We start from the raw sequence: 21134 nt of genomic DNA, 5'->3' as shown, positions 1-21134 counted from the left end.
CGCTGCCTGCCAAACCACATGTTGACCAGAGCCATCAAAGCGAGCGTGGGGTAACGGAATCAAGCAACTGTTTCGCCGATCAGAATCAACGATTGGTTGTCTGCCTAGGATGGTCGGCATGGACCTCACTGCCGTGCGCACGTTCGTCACTGCTGTGGAAGCCGGGCAGTTCCAAGAAGCCGCCGCCAACTTGTCGATCACCCCGCAGGCCGTTTCCAAGCGCATCGCCGTGCTGGAGAAGGACCTCGGTGTGCAGCTGTTCAGTCGTACGGCCCGCGGAGCCCGGCTCACCATCGACGGGCAGGCGTTCCTGCCCTACGCCCGGGCTCTCCTCCAAGCCGAGGAACGGGCAGCCGCTTCCGTGCGGCCGGGGCGCCGGGCATTGCGCGTCGACGTGATCGGCCGCCGGCTCTCATTGGCGGGCCTGTTGCGCGACTTCCATCGCGTGTATCCCGAGACCGATCTCGATGTCGTGACCCTGTTCGACTCCGACACAGCCATCGCCGCCGTCCGGTCCGGGATGATCGACGCGACGTTCCGCGCCGTGACCATGCCGGGCCGACGGCTCCCCGATGGTCTCGAGGCCACACCGGTCTTCGACGAACCGCTGTATCTGTTCACCGGACCGGCTCACGAGTTCGCCGCCGCCCACGAGATCGCTCCCGCGCAGCTCGCCGGGCGCCGGATCTGGATGCCCGGCAACATGCCCGGCACCGAGTGGGCCGCCTACTACGACGAACTCGCCACCGCGTTCGGTCTCACCATCGACTCGATCGGCCCCGACTTCGGCATCGAGCCGCTCCTCGACACGATCGCGGAGTCCTCCACACTGGCGACCTTCGTCAGCAAGCACACTCCGCTGGTCTGGCCCTCCGGCTACGACTTGCGGCGCATCCCCCTGCGCGACCCTGCCCCGGTCTATCCCCACTCGCTGATCTGGCGTACCGACAATCCGCACCCCGCACTCACCGCACTGCGCAACCACCTCACGTCCGCATACCCCGGCCGCCCCGACAGCGGGATCTGGATACCGACGTGGGCTCAGCCTGCTCAAGGGCTGTCCGCTAATCCCTGACGGGCGCCCGACGACACTGCGGCACCGCGTCTTGTGGTCGGAACGCCCGCGTGACCAGCCGGCTCTTCGCGCCCCGGCGTGTCCTGCGCCGGCCGCGGCCCCGTGCCGAACGGAGCCACATCACCTCCGGCGTCCGCCGCCTCGTCGACGCCGAGGCCGGCGAGGTCCGGCGGCCCCGGCGCACGGGCACGGAGGCGGGGGAGGTCCGACAGCGCCCCTGGGGCACACCGACTCCAGCAGCGTGCTGCCCGCGATCAGCCCGGGGGAGATCGCGACGCCCGCGAGCACGGCCACACACCGGGCACCGCGATGGCGCGCTCGGGCCGCCGACCGGGGGTGGCCGCCACCGCCCCCGCCTCGGCCAAGGGCTGTCCCGTAATCCCTGGTGGATCAGCGCGCGGCGTCGGATGCGGTGCGTCGCAAGGCGGAGGGACGTTCGCATACTGGACGTATTCGGGTGTTCCGACAACGCGGCGAGGTGCCGTAGCTGTCGTCGCGCGCCCGCCGGGGGTCACGGGACAGCCCTCAGCGAACCGGTCACCGCCGAGACGGACACGAGACAGCTGATGGACCGCATGGCGGGTCGGCAGCCGCCCGACCACGCCCCACGCCGCCGGCGTGGCGGCGTCGGGCGACCGCAGTGATCGGAAATAGGAAACCGAGTCGGAAGACGATTCCGAAACGCCTGCGGACACAATGCTCCTGCCGACGTGAAAGAGGCCGTCCCGGGAAACCGCGGAGATCCCGATCAGGAAGAGACCGTTCTGGGAAGACGTGACGATCCCGGTCCGGAGGACAGAAAATTCAGTCCGGCACATCAAGGAAATTGACAGATCCCGCACATGGCTGCCCCGACCCCCGCGCCCCCTGGTCGGCCGTAGCGACCAGCCGATACTGGGATGGGCCCTCCTCGGTCTCAACGCCCTTGATCTTCCGGCGGTTTGAGAGATCTGGTTGTCGAGTGATTTCCCCGTACCGAATTCTCCCGAAATTCTTCCGATTGATTGTGGACGGGGCGCGGCACGAGACGGATATTGATCTTCCCCCATACGATGGCTGACCGACCGTGCATGAACGCCGACCGCGCATGTGACGGGGAAGGCAGTCGGAGGGGCAGGAATTCGTGACCGAATCGATTCAGGAGGCAGTCGTGGCCGAGCGGACGTCCGGGAACCAGGAAGAACCGCCGAGCCCGGAAGGCGCCGAGGACGACCGGGCCGCCGAGGCCGTGAAGCCACGGAAGAACGGTCTGGAGCCGCAGGTGAGCGACGAACTCGCCGCGAACATGACCCGGGGCTGGGCCGACACCGAACGGCACGACCTGGAGCCCGTCCCGCAGGCCGCGCACACCGCCCGCCGCCGCGCCGCCCTCTCCGCCCTCTTCCCCGGCGAGCGCCTGGTGGTCCCCGCGGGAAACCTGAAGGTCCGCGCCAACGACACCTACTACCGCTTCCGGCCCTCGTCCGACTACGCCTACCTGACCGGCGACCAGACCGAGAACGGCGTGCTGGTCCTGGAACCCCGCACGGACGGCGGCCATGAGGCGACCGCCTATCTGCTGCCCCGCTCGGACCGCGAGAACGGTGGGTTCTGGCTGTCCGACCGAGGGGAACTGTGGGACGGCCGGCGCAACAGCCTCACCGAGAACGAACAACTCCTCGGCCTGCCCTGCGCGGACGTCCGCATGCTGCCGGACCGCCTGAAGGAGGCCACCGGCCCCGTCCGCGTACTGCGCGGCCACGACACCGGCATCGAGTCCGCCCTGACCGACAAGGTGACGGCCGAGCGGGACGAGGAGCTCCGGGTCCTCCTCTCCGAGATGCGCCGGGTCAAGGACGACTTCGAGATCGCCGACCTGCGCTTCGCCTGCGAGGCCACCGCCCGCGGTTTCGAGGACGTCGTGAAGGTGCTCGACAAGGCGGAGGCCACGAGCGAGCGCTACATCGAGGGAACGTTCTTCCTGCGCGCCCGCGTCGAGGGCAACGATGTCGGCTACGCCTCGATCTGCGCGTCCGGCCCGCACGCCACCACCATCCACTGGGTACGCAACGACGGCCGGGTCCGTTCCGGCGACCTGCTGCTGCTCGACGCCGGGGTGGAGACGCGCAACCTCTACACCGCCGACATCACCCGCACCCTCCCGGTCGGCGGCAGTTTCACGCCGCTCCAGCGGAAGATCTACGACGCGGTGTACGAGGCCCAGACGGCGGGCATCGCCGCCGTCGGTCCCGGCGCCGCCTACCGCGACTTCCACGACGCCGCCCAGCGCGTACTCGCCGAGCACCTGGTCGTCTGGGGACTGCTCGGCGACCTGTCCGTGGACAAGGTCCTCGAACTCGGCCTCCAGCGCCGCTGGACGATGCACGGCACCGGCCACATGCTCGGCATCGACGTCCACGACTGCGCCGCCGCCCGCACCGAGCTGTACGTCAGCGGCACGCTGGAGCCCGGCATCGTGCTCACCGTCGAACCCGGCCTCTACTTCCAGCCCGACGACCTGACCGTCCCCGAGGAGTACCGGGGCATCGGCGTCCGCATCGAGGACGACATCCTCGTCACCGAGGACGGCAACGAGAACCTCTCCGCCGCCCTGCCCCGGCAGGCGGACGAGGTCGAGGCATGGATGGCCCGCCTCCTGGCCTGACCCACTGGACCCCGGATCCCTTCGCCCGGCCCCGCACCCCGACGCGCGGGCCGGGGGCGAAGGGCCGGGGCACCCGGCGCGCCGGACCGTGCCGCAGCCCCCTCAGTCCGTCTCCCACGCGGCGTCGACCCTGTCGTGCAGGGCAAGGAAGAGGTTGGTGATGACGGCGGGCGAGTTCATCGGGGAACCGAGCAGTTCCTCGGACTTGCGCAGCCGGTAGCGCACCGTGTTGGGGTGCAGGTAGAGCCGTTCCGCCGCGGCCCGTACGTCGAGCCCGCAGCCGAGGTACGCGACGACGGTGTCGACGAGGTCGTCGTGGGCGAGCAGCCGGTCGAGCTGCTGGTGCGCCTTGGCGGCCACCGCGGCGTCGTCGCGGCTCGCCAGCAGCCAGGTGGCCAGGTCGACGTCCTCGAACCGCAGGACCGACCCTGGCCGTTCGGTCCGCCCGGCGACGCCCTCCCCGGCACGGGCGTGCCGACGGCGCAGCGCCACCCGTAGAGCGCGCTCGGCGTCCCTGGTCCGGGCGCGGGCGAGGTGGAGGTCCTCGAACGGCTCGCTCAGTCCGACGTGGTGGGTGCGGGCGGCTTCCCGCAGCCAGTGGTCGAGGACGACACGGTCACCGGCGAGGCCGCTGAATCCGCCCGCCTCGTCGGCTTCCAGGACGAGCGGCAGACCGCAGGTCTGGGCCGTCTCCAGAAGGACGTCCCGGGGGTCGGGGAGCACGGGGGCCGGGCCGTCGCCGCGCGGGGGTGCCGTACCGGCCTTCGGGGCGGCCACGAACGCGCGCATCGTCCGGTCCCGCTCGAAACGGAAGGGGCGCAGCCGGTCCCAGATCCGGGCGGCCGTGTCCGGGGTCATGCCCGCGCGGATCGTACGAAGGATCTCGGCTGCCTCGGTCACGGACTGGGCCGTCGTCAGGGCGCGCAGTCCCCGCATCGCTCCCAGGAGCTTCTGGGTCGCGTCCAGGATGGGCTGGCCGAGTTCGTCGACGACCTGCTCGCGGCGCGAGGCGATGGCGATCCAGTACCCGACACCGCGCAGGGCCACCGGACGCGCCGCGACGTGCCAGCGCCCGACGGTGAAGCCGTGTCGGCCGCCATGGCTGCTGCCGGCGCGCACCGCGCTCCAGATGAGCATCGTGGGGCCCTGGCCGGTGGACTCGACCACCCGCCCGGACTCCTCGTACAGAATGGCCGAGCCATGCGTGAGCGCACCGATCCGGTGCACCAGGGCCTTGATCGGCTGGTCCGCCGACAGCGCCTCCAGCAGGTCCTCCTGGATGCGCAGGCGCTGGCGCAGCAGATGGGCGTCCGAGGACAGCTCGGCCTCGTAGACGTACTGCTCCACCTGTAGGAACGGCACCGATGGGTCCACCGTGAGCAGATTCAGTCCGGCGGCCTCGGCGGCCCGGCGCAGGGCGGGCGGCACGTCCTGGAAATGGACGCCGACGCCGAGGAGGAGCGCCGCGGCCCGGCGTTGGACGAGCTCCTCGACCAGCGTCCGCTGCTGCCGTTCCGCATCCGGCAGACCCACGAACCTCAGGCCCGTGGTGAGCATGAGCCAGTCCTGGCGCAGCCACTTCCCGGCGCCCTCGATCTCGACCGAGTGCGCGCCCCGGACCCGGCGGTCGAGATCGCCCTCGCTGACAAGCTTCAGACCGAGATGACGCTCCGCGAGCAGTCCTCGCACCGTGATGTTCCGGGCCCGTGACACGCACGCAGCGAATCAAATTTTGTACTGCGGCACAACCCTCGGTCCGCCGGTTTGGAGGAGAGCACATCGACCGGGCGCCGATGGTTCCCCATCCTGTTCTCCATTCCGCAATCGCGGCGCCCACCACCTCAGGAGCACTTGTGCCAAAGCCAGAACTTCGTGTGGCCGTCGATGTCGGCGGCACGTTCACCGATGTATGCGTCTTCGACGAGCAGGCGCACGCGACCCGCGTGACCAAGGTGCCGTCCACACCGGCGGACCCGATGCGCGCGGTCGTCGCCGGGGTCGAGCGGGCCGGGATCGACCTCGCGGACGTCGGCCTCTTCTCGCACGGGACGACCGTCGCGACCAACGCGCTCATCACCCGTCGCTTCCCGGCGGCCGCGATGGTGACGACGCGGGGCTTCCGGGACGTGCTGGAGATCCGGGACGGCACCAAGGACGACCTCTGGGACGCCTACTCCGACATCGCGCGCCCCTACATCCGGCGCCGCGACCGCTTCGAGGTGGCCGAGCGGATCGATGCCGAGGGCCGCGTCGTCACCCCGCTCGACGAGGAGGAGGCCCGCGGGCTGGCCCGGTTGCTGGCCCGCCGCGGCGTGACCACGGTCGCGGTGTGCTTCGTCAACTCCTACGCCAACAGCGCCCACGAACTGCGGATGGCGCAGATCCTCGCCGAGGAGCTGCCCGGGGCGAGCGTGTCCACCTCGGCGGCGGTCCTCCCGGAGATCTTCGAGTACAAGCGGTTCAACACCACCGTCGCGAACGCCGTGCTCGCCCCGCTGGTCACCGGCTACGTCGACCGGCTGGCCGACCACCTGCGCCGGGGCGGCTACGAGGGCGATCTGCTCCTGCTGCACTCGGGCGGCGGCTCGATGACCCCGCGGATGGTGGGCCGGTTCCCCGTACGCCTGGCGGCCTCGGGCATCGCGGCCGGTGCCATCGCCGCCCGGCACGTCGCCGCGCAGTGCGGGTACCCGAACGCGATCGGGCTGGACATGGGCGGCACCAGCACCGACATCTGCCTGGTCCACGAGGGGGAGTTGCGCACCACCAAGGAGTGGTCCGTCGAATACGGCTACCCGATCATCTTCCCCAGCATCGAGGTGCTCACCATCGGTGCCGGGGGCGGCTCCCTGGCCTGGATCGACGAGGCGGACTCGCTGCGCAACGGCCCGCAGTCGGCCGGCGCGACCCCGGGCCCCGCCTGCTACGCCACCGGCGGCGAGGAGGCCACCAACACCGACGCCAACCTCGTCCTGGGCAGGCTCGGCACCAGCCTCGCGGGAGGCGCCAAGTCGCTGCGGCCCGAACTGGCGGAGAAGGCCGTCGCGAAGATCGCCGAACCGCTGGGGCTCCCGCTCGCCGAGGCGGCCGGGGCGATCGTCGAGGTCGCCAACGCCAACATGGCCGACGCGGTCCGGCTGGTCTCGATCCGGCGGGGCCTGGACCCCCGCGACTTCGCGCTCGTTGCGTTCGGCGGCGCGGGCGCCCTGCACGGTGCCGAGGTCGCCCGCGAGCTCAGCATCCCGACCGTGATCGTCCCGCCGAACCCGGGCGTCACCTCCGCGCTCGGCTGCCTGCTCGTCGACATCCGGCACGACCTGTCCGCGATGTTCTCCTGCCTGGCGCACCAGGCCGACACCGAGGAGTTCGAACGCGCCTTCCAGGAACTGGAACGGGAGGCGTCGCAGCGCCTCGCCCACGAAGGCGTCGCGCCCGAGCACGCGGTGCTGGAGCGCAACGCCTCGATGCGCTACCAGGGCCAGTGGCGCTCGCTCGTCGTGCCCTGCGGCACGGGGCCCGGCGCCCTCGCCGAGGCGGTGGAGCGCTTCCACGAGGAGCACGAGCGCGAGTTCGCGTTCCGCCGGGACGACACCCCGGTCGAGATCTACCAGCTCGGCCTGCGGGCGACCGGGGTCACGCCGAAGCCCGCGTTCGCCCCCCACGACCCCGTCGAGGGCCCGGCCCCCGAACCGGCGTCCACCCGGCAGGTCTGGTTCCCCGGCACCGGCTGGGCCGAGACCGGCATCCACCGCCGCGACGACCTCCCGGCCGGTACCCGGCTCCAGGGCCCCGTGATCGTCGAGCAACTGGACTCCACCGTCGTCGTCCCGCCCCGCGCCGAGGCCGAGATCGACGCCTGGCTCAACATCCGCATCCACCTCCAGGAGGCCTGACGTGAGCACCACCGAGCACCTCCCGCGCGAGCGGACGCTCGACCCGGTCACCTTCGAGGTCCTGAAGAACGCCTTCACCACCTCGGTCGACCTGATGAGCGAGCAGATCCTGCGGACCTGCTACTCCTTCGTCATCTACTGCCGGGACTTCTCCTCCGCGCTGTGCGACGCACAGGGCAACACCGTCATGCAGGGCAGCCAGGACATCGCCGTGCACGTCGGCACCCTGCACTTCCAGTGCAAGGCGGTCATCGAGTACTTCGGCGACGACATCCACCCCGGCGACGTCTTCGCCATCAACGACCCCTATCGCGGCGGCACCCACTTCAACGACATCAGCTTCATCCGGCCCGTCTTCGCCGGCGACGAGATCATCGGCTTCGCCCAGAACAAGGGCCACTGGGCCGATGTCGGCGGCACCGTCCCCGGCTCGTTCGACGTCACCGCGACGGAACACTTCGGCGAGGGCCTGCGCATCCCGCCGCTCAAGATCTGGGACCGCGGCGACTTCCGCCACGACGTCGCCCAGCTGATCGTGCAGAACACCCGCTCCCCGTTCGTCGGCCTCGGCGACCTGCACGCGCAGTCCGAGGCGACCGCGGTGTGCGAGCGCGAGCTCCTGCGCCTCGTCGACCGCTATGGCCAGGGCACCGTCGTCGCGGCGATGGCCGAGGTCCAGGACTACGTCGAGGACCTGGTGCGCGGCAAGGTGAGCGAACTGCCCGACGGGACCTGGGAGGCCGTCGACCACCTCGACGCCGACCCCGGCGCCGACGAGGCCCTCGTACCGATCCGGGTGAGGATGACGATCGAGGGCGGCACGGTCACCTACGACCTGTCCGGCAGCGCCCCCGCCGTCGCTACCTTCCTCAACAGTGGCTACGGCGCCACGTATTCGGCGCTCTACGCGGGCACCAAGACCTTCTTCCCCGACGTGCCGCTGAACTCCGGCTTCTACCGCGTGGTGCTCGGCGACCTGGGCCCCGAGGGGACGGTCGTGAACGCCGGGTGGCCGATCGCGGTCACCGGATTCTGTTCGGGAGCCTACGAGAAGCTGATGAACGCGATCATCGAGATCTGGTCGCGGATCCTGCCCGAGCGGGCCATGGCCTGCTCGTTCAATCTCGAATACCTCCTCGTCGGCGGGCGCGACGGCCGGACCGAGGAGCGGCCGTACTTCATGTGGTACGACTGGATGGCCGGCGGCTGGGGCGGCCGCCGCACGAAGGACGGCTCCAACGCCACGTCCCCGGTGTTCGGACCGGGCCTCGCGGTGCAGCCGCTGGAGGGCCAGGAACGCCTGTCTCCCGTGCTGACCACCACCCACGGCATCACCACCGACTCCGGCGGCCCGGGGAAGTACCGCGGCGGCTGCGGCGTGGACAAGGGCGGCCTGCTCACCGACGCCGAGAAGACCGTCATGTCGTACTGCTGCGACCGCGCCCGCTCCATCACCTGGGGCATCGAGGGCGGTCTGCCGTCCGTCCCGCACGGCGTCTGGCTCAACAAGGGCACCGAGGAGGAACGGTTCCTCGGCAGCGTCTTCTCCAACGTCACCGTCGAGTCCGGCGACACCTTCACCCGCCCCTCGGCCGGTGGCGGAGGATACGGCGACCCGCTCGAACGCGACCCTCGCCTCGTCGTCGAGGACGTCATCGACGGCTACGTCTCCCTCGAACGCGCGGCCAAGGACTACGGCGTGGTGATCCGGCCGGTACGCCCGGAGCTCGACGAGTACGAACTCGACCAGGAGGCCACCGCCGCCCTGCGCGCCGAGATCGCCGCCGCCCGCGCCGGCTGGCTCGCCCAGGACCCCGAGGAACTCGCCGAGCGCTACCGCGCCGGTGAGGTGGACATGCTCGACATGATCCGTCGCTACGGGGTCATCGTCGACTGGGGCACCGGCGAACTGCTCCGGGAGACGACCGACCAGTTCCGCCGCACCCTGCGGGACCGCGCGCTCGCCCACTGGGCCTGATCCGCCCCCACACCCCGGGCGCCTCCCCGCCCGGAAATCCCCGTCGGCGCTCTCCCCGGCGCGCCGACGGGGCGCGGCCCGGTCAGGCGGGCCGGTGACGGCCGGTCTGCGCGATGTGCTACCTCTGACCTCGCGGAGACCGGCCGGGCCGTGTCGTCGTACCGCCCTCGTTCGGCCGGAGGCAGTTCGACGCGGGCTCTCGCGGCCTCGCACCACCGGACGACCGACCGAACGGAGACGAACAGCGTGGGCGTACCCCTCGCCTGGCTGCTGCGGCGCCAGGAACTGCGCCTGAAGGTGCTGGCCGGACACGACAACCTGGACCGCGAGGTCGAGTGGGCGCACAGCATCGAGCTCGCCGACCCCGTGCCGTGGCTCGGCGGCGGAGAACTCGTGCTCACCACCGGACTGCGGCTCCCGGACTCGGCCGAGGCCCGCGGGCACTACACCCGGCGGCTGGCCAAGGCCGGGGTGGCCGCGGTCGGGTTCGGCGTCGGCCTGTCGCACGCGCGGGTGCCCGACGCCCTCGTCGAGGCCGCGGACGAGACCGGGCTGCCCCTGCTCGAAGTGCCCCTGCCCACACCCTTCGTGGCGGTCACCAAGGCGGTCATGGAGCGGCTCGCCGAGCAGCAGTACGAGGGCGTGGTCCAGGCATCCCGGATCCAGCCCCGGATGACCCGGGCCGCACTGCACGGCGGCGCACAGGCCGTCGTGCGGGAGCTGGCCGTCTCCACCACGACGTCCGTCCTCTTCCTGGACCACGACGGCGCCGCACGGGCCTCCCACCCGCCCGGTGCGAGCGCGCCGGAACCCTGGGGTCTCGCCGGAGCGTGCCCGGCGGACCAGGCAGCGGCGGCGGTGAGCACCGGCCCCGACGGGGTGGTGGCGGTGCAGCAGGTACGCGTGGGGCCCCGGGCGCACGGGCGCCTGATCCTGACCGCGCGGCGGCCCCTCACGACGGTCGACCACCTGCTCCTCGGGCACGCCGCTTCGCTGATCGCCCTGGAGGCGGAGAAGCCTCTGCGGCTGCGGGACGAGCAGAGCCGCGTGAACAGCATGTTCCTGCGGATGCTGCTGGACGGCACGGTTACCGCGACGGCCTGCGCCGACCACCTCGCCGAGTCGGGCTTCCCGCTCCGGGACGGCGTCCGCGTCCTGGCGCTGCGGGGCGGGGACCCGCGGCGCGACCTGAAATGGGCGGGGGAGGAGCTGGCCCGGCGCGGCCTGCCCCTGTTCGGCGCCGTGCACGAGGGGTGCGCGGTGGTGCTGCTGCCCGGCGCCCATACGGAGACGGCGCGCGCCCTCGCGGACGGTGCGCCCTCCCGGCCGCGCTCGCGCGCCTGCGCCGGCCTGAGCGACGTACACGATCCGGGGGACGGCCCGGCGGCGTTGCGCGAGGCCATGAACGCGGCGTCGGCGGCGTGGGCGCGCGGCCGCCCCGATCTCGTCGCCTTCGAGTCGCTGGCCGGGCGGACGCTGATCGCCGACCCCGGGACGAGAGCGGCGCTCCAGGCACTCGCCGAGGCCAGGCTCGGCCCGCTCGCCGCCTACGACGCCCGGCGCGGCACCGAACTGGTCGCCTCGCTGCGGGTGTTCCTCGAACACAACGGGCAGTGGGAGGGCGCCGCCGCGGTCCTGGGCGTGCACCGGCACACCCTGCGCGGCCGCCTGGAACGGATCCGGAGCCTCCTCGGCGTCGACCTCGACGCGGCCCACGTCCGGGCCGAGCTCCTGCTGGCGCTGTCGGTCTGAGAACTGTCCGTCGTCCCCGGCGGGCGCCCGAGACCGGCCGCTGCACCTCGCCGTGTTGCCGGAACGCCCGCGTGCATCCGGTATGCGGGCGCCCCTCCGTCCTGCGACGGACGCACCACGTCCGACGCCGCGCGCCGATCCGTCACGGATGACGGGACAGCCCTCGGCAGGAGCCCGGCCTCCCCGGCCGACGACGGCGCCGGGCGGGGAGGCGGACGACGGCGCCGGGCGGGGCCGGCCCGCCCGGCGCGGAGACCGCGGCGGGACGCCGGTCACACGACGGACGCGGCCTCCGCGGCGACGGCCTCGCCGAGCAGGGACAGCCCTTCCACCAGCAGGTCGTCGGGGATCGACAGCGGCGGCAGGAACCTCAGCACGTTGCCGTAGCTGCCCGCGGTCAGCACCATCAGCCCCTCCGCATGGCAGCGCCGGGCGATCCGGGCGGCGAGATCGGGCGCCGGGAGCCGCTCGCCGAACGGTTCCACCAGCTCGATCGCGGCCATCGCACCCCGGCCGCGCACATCCCCGATCACCGGATGCGCGTCACGCAGCGCGTCGAGCCGCCCGAGCATGGTGTCACCGATCGCGAGCGCCCGTTCCAGCAGGTCATGGGCCTCGATTTCGGCGAAGACCCCGAGCGCGGCCTCGCAGGCCACCGGATTGCCGCTGAAGGTGCCGCCCAGTCCACCGGCCGGCACCGCGTCCATCAGCTCCGCCCGGCCGGTCACCGCGCCCAGCGGCAGACCACCCGCGAGGCCCTTCGCGGTGGTGATCAGATCGGGCCGGACGCCCTCGTGCTCGCAGGCGAACATGCGCCCGGTACGGGCGATGCCGCTCTGGACCTCGTCGGCGATCAGCAGGATGCCGCGGGCCCGGCAGATCTCGGCGACCCGGGGGAGGAACCCGGGCGCCGGCACGATGAACCCGCCCTCGCCCTGGATCGGCTCGACGAGGACCGCGGCCGCGTTGTCCGCTCCCACCTGCCGGTCCAGCAGGTCCTCCAGGGCGTCCGCGGCCTCCGCGGCACAGTCGGCCGGGCCGGAGGGCCAGCGGTACGGGTACGCCATCGGGGCGCGGTGGACCTCGGGCGCGAAGGGACCGAAACCCTGCTTGTAGGGCTTGTTCTTGGCCGTGAGGCTCATGGTGAGCAGCGTGCGCCCGTGGAATGCGTGGTCGAAGACGACGACGCCGGGCCGTCCGGTGGCCGCTCGCGCGATCTTGACGGCGTTCTCCACGGCCTCGGCACCGGAGTTCACCAGAAGGGTGCGCTTCTCACCGGGCACGGGCGCGTACTCGTTGAGCTTCGCGCACACGTCGAGGTACGACTCGTACGGGTTGACGAGGAAACAGGTGTGGGTGAAGCGGCGCAGCTGGGCGGCGGCGCGCTCCGCCACGGCCGGGGCGGAGTTGCCCACCGTCGTGACGGCGATGCCGCTGCCGAAGTCGATGAAGGAGTTGCCGTCCGCGTCGACGATCACTCCGCCTCCGGCGGCCTCCACGAAGACGGGCAGCGTCGAGCCGACCCCGGCCGGCACCAGGGCGCGCTGACGGGCCAGCAGCTCGCGCGAGCGCGGGCCGGGGATCTCGCCGGTGATCCGTCGTACCTGCGTGAGACCGGGACCGCCGACCGGTCGGGAAGCACGGGGCATGGAAGGTCCTCCGAGGAACTGCGGGGATGGGGGCACCGAGCCAAACACCGCCCCGGCGACCGCGGCCATGGACGAAGCGGCGTGCCGGAGCCCTCGGGTTCGGGACATCCCGTCCAGTGCGGTGGCGCCCACGCGGTCCCCAGAATCGTCCTCACCGCCCGGGGCCCCGACGGACGGCGCGCGCGGCCCCAGGGACACGAGCCCGTGGGCCGACCGCGGACGCGTGCCGGCCCACGGGTGCGCACGGGAGTCATGGACGCGTACGGAGTCACGAGAGGAAGGCCGATGCGGCACAGTGCAGGCAGCAGCGTGGCGGCGGGCGGAGTCCCGGGGCCGGCCCGGACCCTGCGTCACCTGGTCGCGGGGCGATGGCGGCCCGGCGACGGCGACGAATTCGTCGACACCAGCCCGACACGCCCCCATGAGACGGTGGCGACCGGGCGGCTCGCCCGCGAGCACGACCTCGACGAGGCGGTCGCCGCCGCCCGCGACGCCTTCCCCCGCTGGGCGGCCACCCCCCATCACGTACGCGGCCGGATCCTCGACCGGGCCGCCGACGTCATCGACGCGCACGCCGAGCAGTGGGGCGAGGAACTGTCCTGGGAGGAGGGCAAGACCCGGGCCGAGGGGATCGGCGAGGTGCGTCGCGCCGCCGAGATCCTCCGCTACTGCGCGAGCGAGGCCTCGCGTCCCGTGGGCGAGGTGTTTGCCTCGCCCCGGCCCGGCGAGCAGATCCAGGTGATCCACCGCCCGGTCGGCGTGGTCGCGGCCGTCACCCCGTTCAACTTCCCCATCGCGATCCCGGCCTGGAAGATCGCCCCCGCTCTCGGCTACGGCAACACCGTCGTGTGGAAGCCCGCGAGCACCGTTCCGCTGCTCGCGGTGCGGCTGGCCGAGGCCCTGGTCGAGGCCGGGCTGCCGGAGGGCGTGCTGTCGCTGCTCATCGGCGACGGAGACCTGGGGGGCCGACTCGTCGAGCACCCCGGGGTGGACGTGGTGACGTTCACCGGATCGACATCGGTCGGCCGGGACCTGATCGCCGCCTGCGGCCGGCTGGCCCGGCCCGTGCAGACCGAGATGGGCGGCAAGAACGCGGCGGTCGTCCTCGCCGACGCCGACCTCGACCTGGCCGCGACCGAGGTGTTCGCCGGGGCCTTCCGTTCCACGGGCCAGAAGTGCACCGCCACCTCCCGGCTCGTCGTCGCGGAGCCCGTCGCCGACGCCTTTCTCGCCCGGCTCACCGAGCGGGCCGCCGCCCTGCGGGTCGGCGACCCCCTCGACCCGGACACCGGGATGGGCCCGGTGATCTCCCTGCGGGCCAGGGACGGGATCCAGCGGGCCGTGAGCGAGGCCGCCGCACGCCCCGGCGTCGACGTCCTCACCGGCGGCCGCCCGTACGACGACGACCGCACGACCGGAGCGTTCCTCCCGCCCACCGTCGTCGAACTGGCCGGGGACGACCCGCTGTGGCGCGAGGAACTGTTCGGCCCCGTCCTCGCCGTGCGCCGCGCCCGCGACACCGCCGAAGCGCTCGCCCTGGCCGACGACAGCGACTTCGGCCTGTCGGCCGCCGTCTTCACCGACGACCTGCGCGCCGTGACCGCCGCCGTGCAGCGGATCGACGTCGGCATCCTGCACATCAATTCCGAGACGGCCGGCGCCGATCCGCACGTCCCGTTCGGCGGCGCGAAGCAGAGCGCGTACGGACCCAAGGAACAGGGCCGCGCGGCACGCGAGTTCTTCACCCGCACCACGACCGTGTACCTGCGAAGCTCCGGAGGGCCGACACCGTGACCACTCCCTCCGCGCTGCCGCTGAGCGGCGTCCTCGTGGCCGACTTCGGCCGCGTCCTCGCCGCCCCTTACGCCACCATGCTCCTCGCCGACCTCGGCGCCGACGTCGTCAAGGTCGAGCACCCCGCCGCCGGCGACGACACCCGGGCGTGGGGCCCGCCGCACGCCCACGGCCAGGCCACCTACTTCCTGTCCGTCAACCGCAACAAGCGCTCGGTCGCGCTCGACCTGCGCGACGCGGCCGACCGGCGCCGCGCCGCCGAACTCGCGCGCCGCGCCGACGTGCTCTTCGAGAACTTCCGGCCCGGAACGATGGAGAAGCACGGGCTCGGCTACGACCGGGTCCGGTCATCCAACCCCGGCATTGTCTACTGCTCGATCACCGGCTTCGGCGCCGGGCCCGGCGCCGCCCTGCCCGGATACGACCTGCTGATCCAGGCCGTCGGCGGACTGATGAGCGTCACCGGTCCCGGCCCCGGGCAGCCGGTGAAGACCGGCGTCGCACTCGTCGACGTGCTCACCGGGCTGCACGCCACGACCGGCGTGCTCGCCGCGCTGCGCCACCGCGACGCGACCGGCCAGGGGCAGCACGTCGAGGTCGACCTGCTCTCCACCCTGCTGTCGAGCCTGGTCAATCAGTCCGCCGGATACACCCTCGCGGGGCAGGTGCCCGGCATCCTGGGCAACCGGCACCCGTCCATCGCGCCCTACGAGGTCTACCCGACCAAGGACGGGCCGCTCGTCGTCGCCGTCGGCAACGACCGCCAGTTCGCGGCCCTGTGCCAGGGTCTCGGCGCCCCGCACCTCGCCGACGACCCCCGCTTCGCCACCAACCCCGACCGCGTCGCCCACATCGACCGACTGACCCGGGAACTCGGCGAGTTGCTCGCCACCCGCACCGCGGCCGAATGGTTCGAACACCTCACGCCCCTGGGCGTGCCCTGCGGCCCCGTCAACGACCTCGCCCAGGCCTTCGACCTCGCCGAACGCCTCGGGCTCTCGCCCCGGGCCACGGTCACCGGCGACGACGGCGCCCCCATGGACCTCGTCGCCAACCCGATCTCCCTGTCCCGCACCCCGCCCCGCCACGACCGCCGTCCGCCCCGGCTGGGCGAGCACACCGACGAGATCACCGACTGGCTGGACACCCCCGACCCCACCCACCCAAGGAGCACACGATGAGCGCCACCAAGCCGATGAAGGACCCCCTCGACCTGCTCGACTTCTCCTCCGCCCTCAGCGAGGAGGAACGCGAGATCCAGTCCACCGTCGCCAGATTCCTCGCCGACCGGGTCCGCCCGCACATCGCCGAATGGTTCGAGAACGCGCACTTCGCCCGCGAACTCGCCCCCGAACTCGGCAAGCTCGGCGTGCTGGGCATGCACCTCGACGGCTACGGCTGCGCGGGCACCAACGCCGTCGGTTACGGCCTGGCCTGCCTGGAGCTCGAAGCCGCCGACTCCGGCTTCCGCAGCTTCGTCTCGGTGCAGGGCTCGCTGTCCATGTACTCCATCTGGAAGTGGGGTTCGGAGGACCAGAAGCGGGAATGGCTGCCCCGGCTCGCCGCCGGTGAGGCGATCGGCTGCTTCGGGCTGACCGAACCCGACTTCGGCAGCAACCCCGCCGCCATGCGGACCAAGGCCGTCCGGGACGGCGGCGACTGGATCCTCGACGGCTCCAAGATGTGGATCACCAACGGCGGCATCGCCGACGTCGCCACCGTCTGGGCGCAGACCGAGGACGGCGTCCGGGGCTTCCTCGTCCCCCGCGGCACCCCGGGCTTCACCACCCAGGACATCAAGCAGAAGATGTCCCTGCGCGCCTCCATCACCTCCGAGCTGTACTTCGACAGCGTCCGGCTGCCCGACTCCGCCCGTCTCCCCCTCGCCCAGGGCCTGCGCGGACCGCTGTCCTGCCTCAACGAGGCCCGGTTCGGCATCCTCTTCGGTGCCGTCGGCGCCGCCCGCGACAGCCTCCGGACGGCCCTCGACTACGCCGACGCGCGCGTGCAGTTCGACCGGCCCATCAGCGGCTTCCAGCTCACCCAGAAGAAGCTCGCCGACATGAGCGTCTCCCTGGGCAACGCCGCCCTCCTCGCCCTGCACCTGGGCCGCCTGAAGGACCAGGGCCGCATCCGCCCCGAGCAGATCAGCGTGGGCAAGCTCAACAACGTGCGCGAGGCCCTCGCCATCGCCCGCGAATGCCGGACCGTCCTCGGCGCCAACGGCATCTCCCTGGAGTACTCGCCGCTGCGCCACGCCAACAACCTGGAGTCGGTGCTCACCTACGAGGGCACCAGCGAGATCCACACCCTGGTCATCGGTCAGGCCCTCACCGGCCAGGCCGCCTACCGCTGACCCGCCCCGCACGCCGGTTCCGGGCGCGCCGACCGCACGCCTGCGCCCGGAACCGGCGCTGCCGTCACTTGACGAAACGGATGGAGTTGTACGGGGTGCAGTCGCAGTCGGCGTACGTGCCGGCTCGCTGGGGTCGTTCTTCTGCGCGAAGGCCCCGGTGACACTCATCGACCCGGACCTTCCCTCGTGCTGGTGCACCCTGTCGGCCACCTCCCCGGTCGCCCGGGGATCCCGAGTGCCTGGCCGAACTGCTGGGGCGGACGCGCGCCACGGCCCTCCGGGCACCGAACCCGCCCTGCTCAGCGGGTGAACTCGCCCTCGGCACGGGTGTGTCCATCGGCACCGCGAGCAAGCACGCCTCCGTGCTGCGCAGGGCGGGGCTCCTCGCCAGTACGCGGCGCGGCTGCATGGTGCTGCACGCGCTGACGCCGCTCGGCCGCGCCCTGGTCCGGCGCCGCTGAGCCCGTTCCCCGACCGGCCACGAGCCGGTCGGTCCGCCGTGAGCGCCCGGGGAAGGCCCGTTCGCTATGTCCTCAAGTTTTCGTTAGAATCTATCACGTAAACTCTTGCCCTTTTGTTTCGCGCCCGGTTATAACTTCCAGCGAACGCGCAGGCATCCAAGGGCTGTTGTCGAAGTGCCGTCGCACGGCAGGCGACGCCCGCCGAACAAACCGGCAAGGGGAACACCATGTCCACCGTCCGCGGCACCGGCATCCGCGCCACCCTGCTCACCGTCCCACTGGCTTTCGGTCTTCTCGGCGCCACGGCCGCGCCGGCCGGGGCGACCCCCCACCACTCCGGCGACTCCCTCACCTGCCGAGGGCAGGGCGTCGACCCCGACGCGCGGGTCCGCCACCGGACCGAGACCCTGATTCACGCGCCGTTGCGCACCATCTGGAAGCTGCAGACGGACGTGGAGCGCTGGCCGTCCTGGCAGGACTCCGTCGAGACCGTGGAACGCCTCGACCACGGCCCGTTCCGGCAGGGCTCGGCGTTCCGGTGGACGACCCCGGTGCCGCCCAACCCCGCCACTCCGGCGACCGAGCTGGAGATCACCTCGACCGTCGAGCAGATCGGGCGCGGCTCCTGCATCCGCTGGACCGGCCCCGCGGTCGGTGAGGGACTGCGCATCGACGGCATCCACGTATGGAACGTCACCGAGGTCGGGGGCGGCGTCCGCGTGAGCACCGAGGAGACCCACACCGGTCCCCAGGTCGATGCGAACGTCCCCGCCGCGACCGAGATCCTGCGCCAGGGGCTCGAAGCGTGGCTGCGCGAACTGAAGGCCGCCGCCGAGGCCCGCACCCGTTGAGGTGACGGGGACGGCGGCCCCGTCGCGTCATCGTCACCCGACGGCGCCCAGCAGGCCGCCGAGGAAGCGTCCGGTGTGGGACCCGGGCTGGAGCGCGATCTGTTCCGGGGTGCCTTCGGCGATCACCTGGCCTCCGCGGTGGCCGCCCTCGGGTCCCATGTCGATGATCCAGTCGGCCGTCTTGATGACGTCGAGGTTGTGTTCGATGACGACAACCGTGTTGCCGCCGTCGACCAGACGCTGAAGTGCCGTCAGCAGCGGTTCGACATCGGCCGTGTGGAGGCCGGTGATGGGTTCGTCCAGGACGTTGAGGGTGCGTCCGCGCGTGCGGCGCTGGAGTTCCGCGGCGAGCTTCACGCGTTGTGCCTCGCCGCCGGAGAGGGTGGTGGCCGGTTGCCCGAGCTTGACGTAGCCGAGCCCGACGTCGTGCAGGGTCCGCAGGTGGCGGGAGATGATCTGGTGGCCGCCGTCCGGGTCGAATCCGCGGGGGACGTGTCCGGTTGATGACGCGGCCGTTGCGTGCCCAGTGTGTTGTGACGCGCCCAGTGTGCTGTGACGCGTCGGGCCGACGGGATCGCCGAACGGGTGCCCGGCCGATCGCTCGTCTCCGGTACCCGAGGTGCGGGCGGGGCGGGCGGGCCTGCGGATCGGGTCGTCGAGCGCCGACCGCCCCGTGCCGTCGGTCAGCGGTGGCGCAGTGCGGTGAGTGTCGCGGCGAGATCGGCCGCACGGGGACGGTTGTGCGGCAACTTGGCCAACAGGACGGCCATGCCACAGGTGTTGGTGAGCGCGGAGAAGACGAGGCCGCCCGCGATGCCCGCCGAGAGAAGCTGGAAGGCCGGGTGCACCAGCAGGCCGAGGAGCAGGCCCAGAAGCACCACCGTCCCCGCCGTGAAGCGCACTTGGCGCTCCATGCTCCACTTGGCGCGGGTGTCACAGGCGACGGGCCGTTGCAGGTCGTGCCCCGCGGCGGCCCACGCGCCGGTGCCGCCGGAGAGGGTGGCCGCCGGGATGCCCTGCTCGGCCAGGAGCTCGCAGGCGCCTTCCGAACGGGCGCCGGAAGCGCACACCACGAGGACGTCGCCGCGCTCCGTCGCGCGCCGGATCTCGGGCAGCGCGCGCCGGATCTGGTCCAGGGGGATGTTGAGCGAGTCGGGCAGGTGGCCGGAGGCGTACTCGCCGGGGGTGCGGACGTCGATGACGGTGAGCTCGTGCAGCCGGGCGTGGGCCTGGTCGGCGTCGAGAGCGATGGGGCTGTTCATGGCAGATGTGTTCCTTGATGGTCGTCGCCGCCCCGGACCGGGGCGCGCGGTACCCCTGGGGGTATATTTTTCAGTGTTCTGCGGGGACGGAGGCAGTCGATTCCGTCATCGTCGGAGGGAATCCCGCTCGGACGGCCGGACTCCCGGGCAGGCGGTCATCGCACCATCGCGTCCACCAGCATGAAGCCGGCCACCGCCAGCAGGACCAGGGCGAACACCCGTTGAAGGGCGTGCCCGGACAGCTTCGCCGACAGGCGTCTGCCGTCCCAGGCGCCCAGGATCGCCGCGCCGGTGAACGGTGCTATGACGGCCCAGTCCAGGCCGTCGGCCGTACCGGCGCGCATCGCCAGGGCGGCCAGGGAGTTGACGGTGATGACGAGCAGGCTGGTGCCCACGGCCGCCCGCATCCGCATGCCGAGGACGTTCACCAGCGCGGGGACGGCGAGGAAGCCGCCGCCCACGCCGAGCACACCGGTGACCGCGCCGAGTCCGGCGCCTGCGGCCGCCGCCCGGCCCGGTCGTGCGCCGGTGGCGCCTTCCGGGGACGGGCGCGGTCTGAGCATGCGTACCGCGGCGGCGGCCGCGATCACGGCGAACGCCGCGGTCAGTACGGCCTCCGGCAGGCGTCCGGCGAGTGCGCCGCCCAGCACGGCCGGGCCGATCCCGGCCGCCGCGAAGAGCAGCCCGGTACGCCAGCGGACGTTTCCGTCGCGGGCGTGGGCGGACAGGGCGGTGGCGGAGGTGACGGCGACGATGACCAGGCTGGCCGTGGTCGCCGCGACGGGGGTGAAGCCGAGCAGGTAGATCAGGGCGGGGACGGCCAGGACGCTGCCGCCGCCCCCGAGCGCTCCGAGCGCCAGGCCGATGACGGCCCCGGAGACCAGGGCGAGTATCACCGCGCTCACAGGGAGGTCCCGTTCCCGCCCCGCGGGTCCCCGCCCGGCGGGCTGCCTATGTCCTGCGAGTCCCCGCCCGGCGGTCCGTCCTCGACCGGGAGGCTTGATACGACCGGGAAGCCCGCCTCGGCCCACTCCCGCATGCCGCCGATGACGTCGACGGCCTCGATGCCGCGGGCCCGGAGCAGTTCGACGGCTTGCCGGGAGCGATTTCCCGACCGGCAGATCACGACGACCGGTCGCGCCCGCGCCTCTGTGGGCAGTGCGGCATCGGCGGTCAGCATCGCGAGGGGCAGGTGCACGGCGTCGGGGGCGTGACCGGCCTGCCACTCGTGGGGTTCGCGTACGTCGAGCAGTACGCAGGTTCCGCAGGCCGCGGAGGCCGCGGTGCTTCCGGCCGCTCGCGCGTGCCCGGTGCGTGCGGCGGCCTCCTGCGCGGTCACCCGTTCCGGGCCGCTCCGGTCGCGTCCGAAGAGGCTCATCGTGGTTCTCGCTCCTGTTCGTTCTCTGGGGTGCGTTGATC

General features: G+C 72.3%; 15 protein-coding genes and 1 pseudogene. 10 read left to right on the top strand and 6 right to left on the bottom strand.

All coding sequences use genetic code 11. The annotated features are described in order from the left end of the window. Positions 1-118: 118 nt before the first annotated feature. Together ACFYY6_RS19470 and ACFYY6_RS19465 are read left to right on the top strand one after the other, a co-directional pair. On the top strand, positions 119-1075 hold the full coding sequence (locus ACFYY6_RS19470) for a LysR family transcriptional regulator (RefSeq protein ID WP_351624513.1): 957 nt from the start codon (positions 119-121) through the stop codon (positions 1073-1075). 1150 nt (positions 1076-2225) lie between these two features. Beyond that, positions 2226-3719 (top strand): aminopeptidase P family protein, encoded by a 1494-nt coding sequence (locus ACFYY6_RS19465; RefSeq protein ID WP_388653000.1) that lies wholly within the window; start codon positions 2226-2228, stop codon positions 3717-3719. 102 nt (positions 3720-3821) lie between these two features. Here the strand turns inward: ACFYY6_RS19465 and ACFYY6_RS19460 are convergent, their stop codons facing one another. Then, complete coding sequence (locus ACFYY6_RS19460) at positions 3822-5432, bottom strand: PucR family transcriptional regulator (RefSeq protein WP_351517078.1); 1611 nt, start codon at positions 5430-5432, stop codon at positions 3822-3824. Positions 5433-5572: 140 nt separating this feature from the next. Between ACFYY6_RS19460 and ACFYY6_RS19455 the strand changes: the two genes are divergently transcribed. The 3 genes from ACFYY6_RS19455 (at position 5573) to ACFYY6_RS19445 (ending at position 11342) form a co-directional block, all read left to right on the top strand. Continuing rightward, positions 5573-7612 carry a hydantoinase/oxoprolinase family protein gene (locus ACFYY6_RS19455; protein ID WP_351517077.1) on the top strand — a complete coding sequence of 680 codons (2040 nt, stop codon included), beginning with the start codon at positions 5573-5575 and terminating at the stop codon, positions 7610-7612. Between the two features lies 1 nt (position 7613). Further along, positions 7614-9590: a hydantoinase B/oxoprolinase family protein gene (locus ACFYY6_RS19450; protein WP_360108474.1), complete on the top strand. Its 1977-nt coding sequence runs from the start codon at positions 7614-7616 to the stop codon at positions 9588-9590. 246 nt (positions 9591-9836) lie between these two features. Then, positions 9837-11342, top strand: a complete 1506-nt coding sequence (locus ACFYY6_RS19445) for a PucR family transcriptional regulator (protein ID WP_351517074.1) — start codon at positions 9837-9839, stop codon at positions 11340-11342. A 272-nt stretch (positions 11343-11614) separates the two neighbouring features. Here ACFYY6_RS19445 and gabT read toward each other — a convergent pair whose 3' ends face one another. After that, positions 11615-12991, bottom strand: coding sequence for a 4-aminobutyrate--2-oxoglutarate transaminase (gene gabT, locus ACFYY6_RS19440; RefSeq protein WP_351517073.1), 1377 nt, complete (start codon positions 12989-12991; stop codon positions 11615-11617). 285 nt (positions 12992-13276) lie between these two features. Between gabT and ACFYY6_RS19435 the strand changes: the two genes are divergently transcribed. The 5 genes from ACFYY6_RS19435 to ACFYY6_RS19415 all read left to right on the top strand — a co-directional run bounded on the left by ACFYY6_RS19435 (position 13277) and on the right by ACFYY6_RS19415 (position 18453). Beyond that, positions 13277-14785, top strand: coding sequence for an aldehyde dehydrogenase family protein (locus ACFYY6_RS19435; RefSeq protein ID WP_351517072.1), 1509 nt, complete (start codon positions 13277-13279; stop codon positions 14783-14785). A 77-nt stretch (positions 14786-14862) separates the two neighbouring features. Further along, positions 14863-15966 (top strand): CaiB/BaiF CoA transferase family protein, encoded by a 1104-nt coding sequence (locus ACFYY6_RS19430; RefSeq protein WP_388652997.1) that lies wholly within the window; start codon positions 14863-14865, stop codon positions 15964-15966. Further along, on the top strand, positions 15963-17141 hold the full coding sequence (locus ACFYY6_RS19425; RefSeq protein WP_351517069.1) for an acyl-CoA dehydrogenase family protein: 1179 nt from the start codon (positions 15963-15965) through the stop codon (positions 17139-17141). Before ACFYY6_RS19430 ends, ACFYY6_RS19425 begins: the two co-directional genes overlap by 4 nt. 329 nt (positions 17142-17470) lie before the next feature. Beyond that, on the top strand, positions 17471-17602 hold the full coding sequence (locus ACFYY6_RS19420; protein ID WP_351517067.1) for a hypothetical protein: 132 nt from the start codon (positions 17471-17473) through the stop codon (positions 17600-17602). A 227-nt stretch (positions 17603-17829) separates the two neighbouring features. After that, positions 17830-18453, top strand: coding sequence for an SRPBCC family protein (locus ACFYY6_RS19415; RefSeq protein ID WP_351624503.1), 624 nt, complete (start codon positions 17830-17832; stop codon positions 18451-18453). A 42-nt stretch (positions 18454-18495) separates the two neighbouring features. Here ACFYY6_RS19415 and ACFYY6_RS19410 read toward each other — a convergent pair. The 4 genes and pseudogenes from ACFYY6_RS19410 to ACFYY6_RS19395 form a co-directional block, all read right to left on the bottom strand. Next, positions 18496-18906 (bottom strand): annotated as a pseudogene (locus ACFYY6_RS19410) (excinuclease ABC subunit A); the annotation flags it as partial. Between the two features lie 230 nt (positions 18907-19136). After that, positions 19137-19715 carry a rhodanese-like domain-containing protein gene (locus tag ACFYY6_RS19405; protein ID WP_351517066.1) on the bottom strand — a complete coding sequence of 193 codons (579 nt, stop codon included), beginning with the start codon at positions 19713-19715 and terminating at the stop codon, positions 19137-19139. Positions 19716-19870: 155 nt separating this feature from the next. Continuing rightward, entirely contained in the window at positions 19871-20620 is a 750-nt protein-coding gene (locus tag ACFYY6_RS19400) for a sulfite exporter TauE/SafE family protein (RefSeq protein WP_360108450.1), read from the bottom strand. Beyond that, positions 20617-21093 (bottom strand): rhodanese-like domain-containing protein, encoded by a 477-nt coding sequence (locus ACFYY6_RS19395; protein WP_389194338.1) that lies wholly within the window; start codon positions 21091-21093, stop codon positions 20617-20619. The genes ACFYY6_RS19400 and ACFYY6_RS19395 overlap by 4 nt, the downstream gene beginning before the upstream one ends. Between the last annotated feature and the right edge of the window lie 41 nt (positions 21094-21134).

Origin of the sequence: Streptomyces sp. NPDC001750 (assembly GCF_042892615.1) — a bacterium.
Classification (GTDB): Bacteria; Actinomycetota; Actinomycetes; order Streptomycetales; family Streptomycetaceae; genus Streptomyces.
Note: the sequence above shows the minus strand (reverse complement) of the source record. Positions and strands in the feature narration are given on the sequence as shown.

Coding starts and splice junctions, on each gene's coding strand:
- ACFYY6_RS19470 (WP_351624513.1), top strand. CDS start 119: ATGGACCTCACTGCCGTGCGCACGTTCGTCACTGCTGTGGAAGCCGGG.
- gabT (WP_351517073.1), bottom strand. CDS start 12,991: ATGCCCCGTGCTTCCCGACCGGTCGGCGGTCCCGGTCTCACGCAGGTA.
- ACFYY6_RS19435 (WP_351517072.1), top strand. CDS start 13,277: ATGCGGCACAGTGCAGGCAGCAGCGTGGCGGCGGGCGGAGTCCCGGGG.
- ACFYY6_RS19430 (WP_388652997.1), top strand. CDS start 14,863: ATGCTCCTCGCCGACCTCGGCGCCGACGTCGTCAAGGTCGAGCACCCC.
- ACFYY6_RS19425 (WP_351517069.1), top strand. CDS start 15,963: ATGAGCGCCACCAAGCCGATGAAGGACCCCCTCGACCTGCTCGACTTC.
- ACFYY6_RS19415 (WP_351624503.1), top strand. CDS start 17,830: ATGTCCACCGTCCGCGGCACCGGCATCCGCGCCACCCTGCTCACCGTC.
- ACFYY6_RS19405 (WP_351517066.1), bottom strand. CDS start 19,715: ATGAACAGCCCCATCGCTCTCGACGCCGACCAGGCCCACGCCCGGCTG.
- ACFYY6_RS19395 (WP_389194338.1), bottom strand. CDS start 21,093: ATGAGCCTCTTCGGACGCGACCGGAGCGGCCCGGAACGGGTGACCGCG.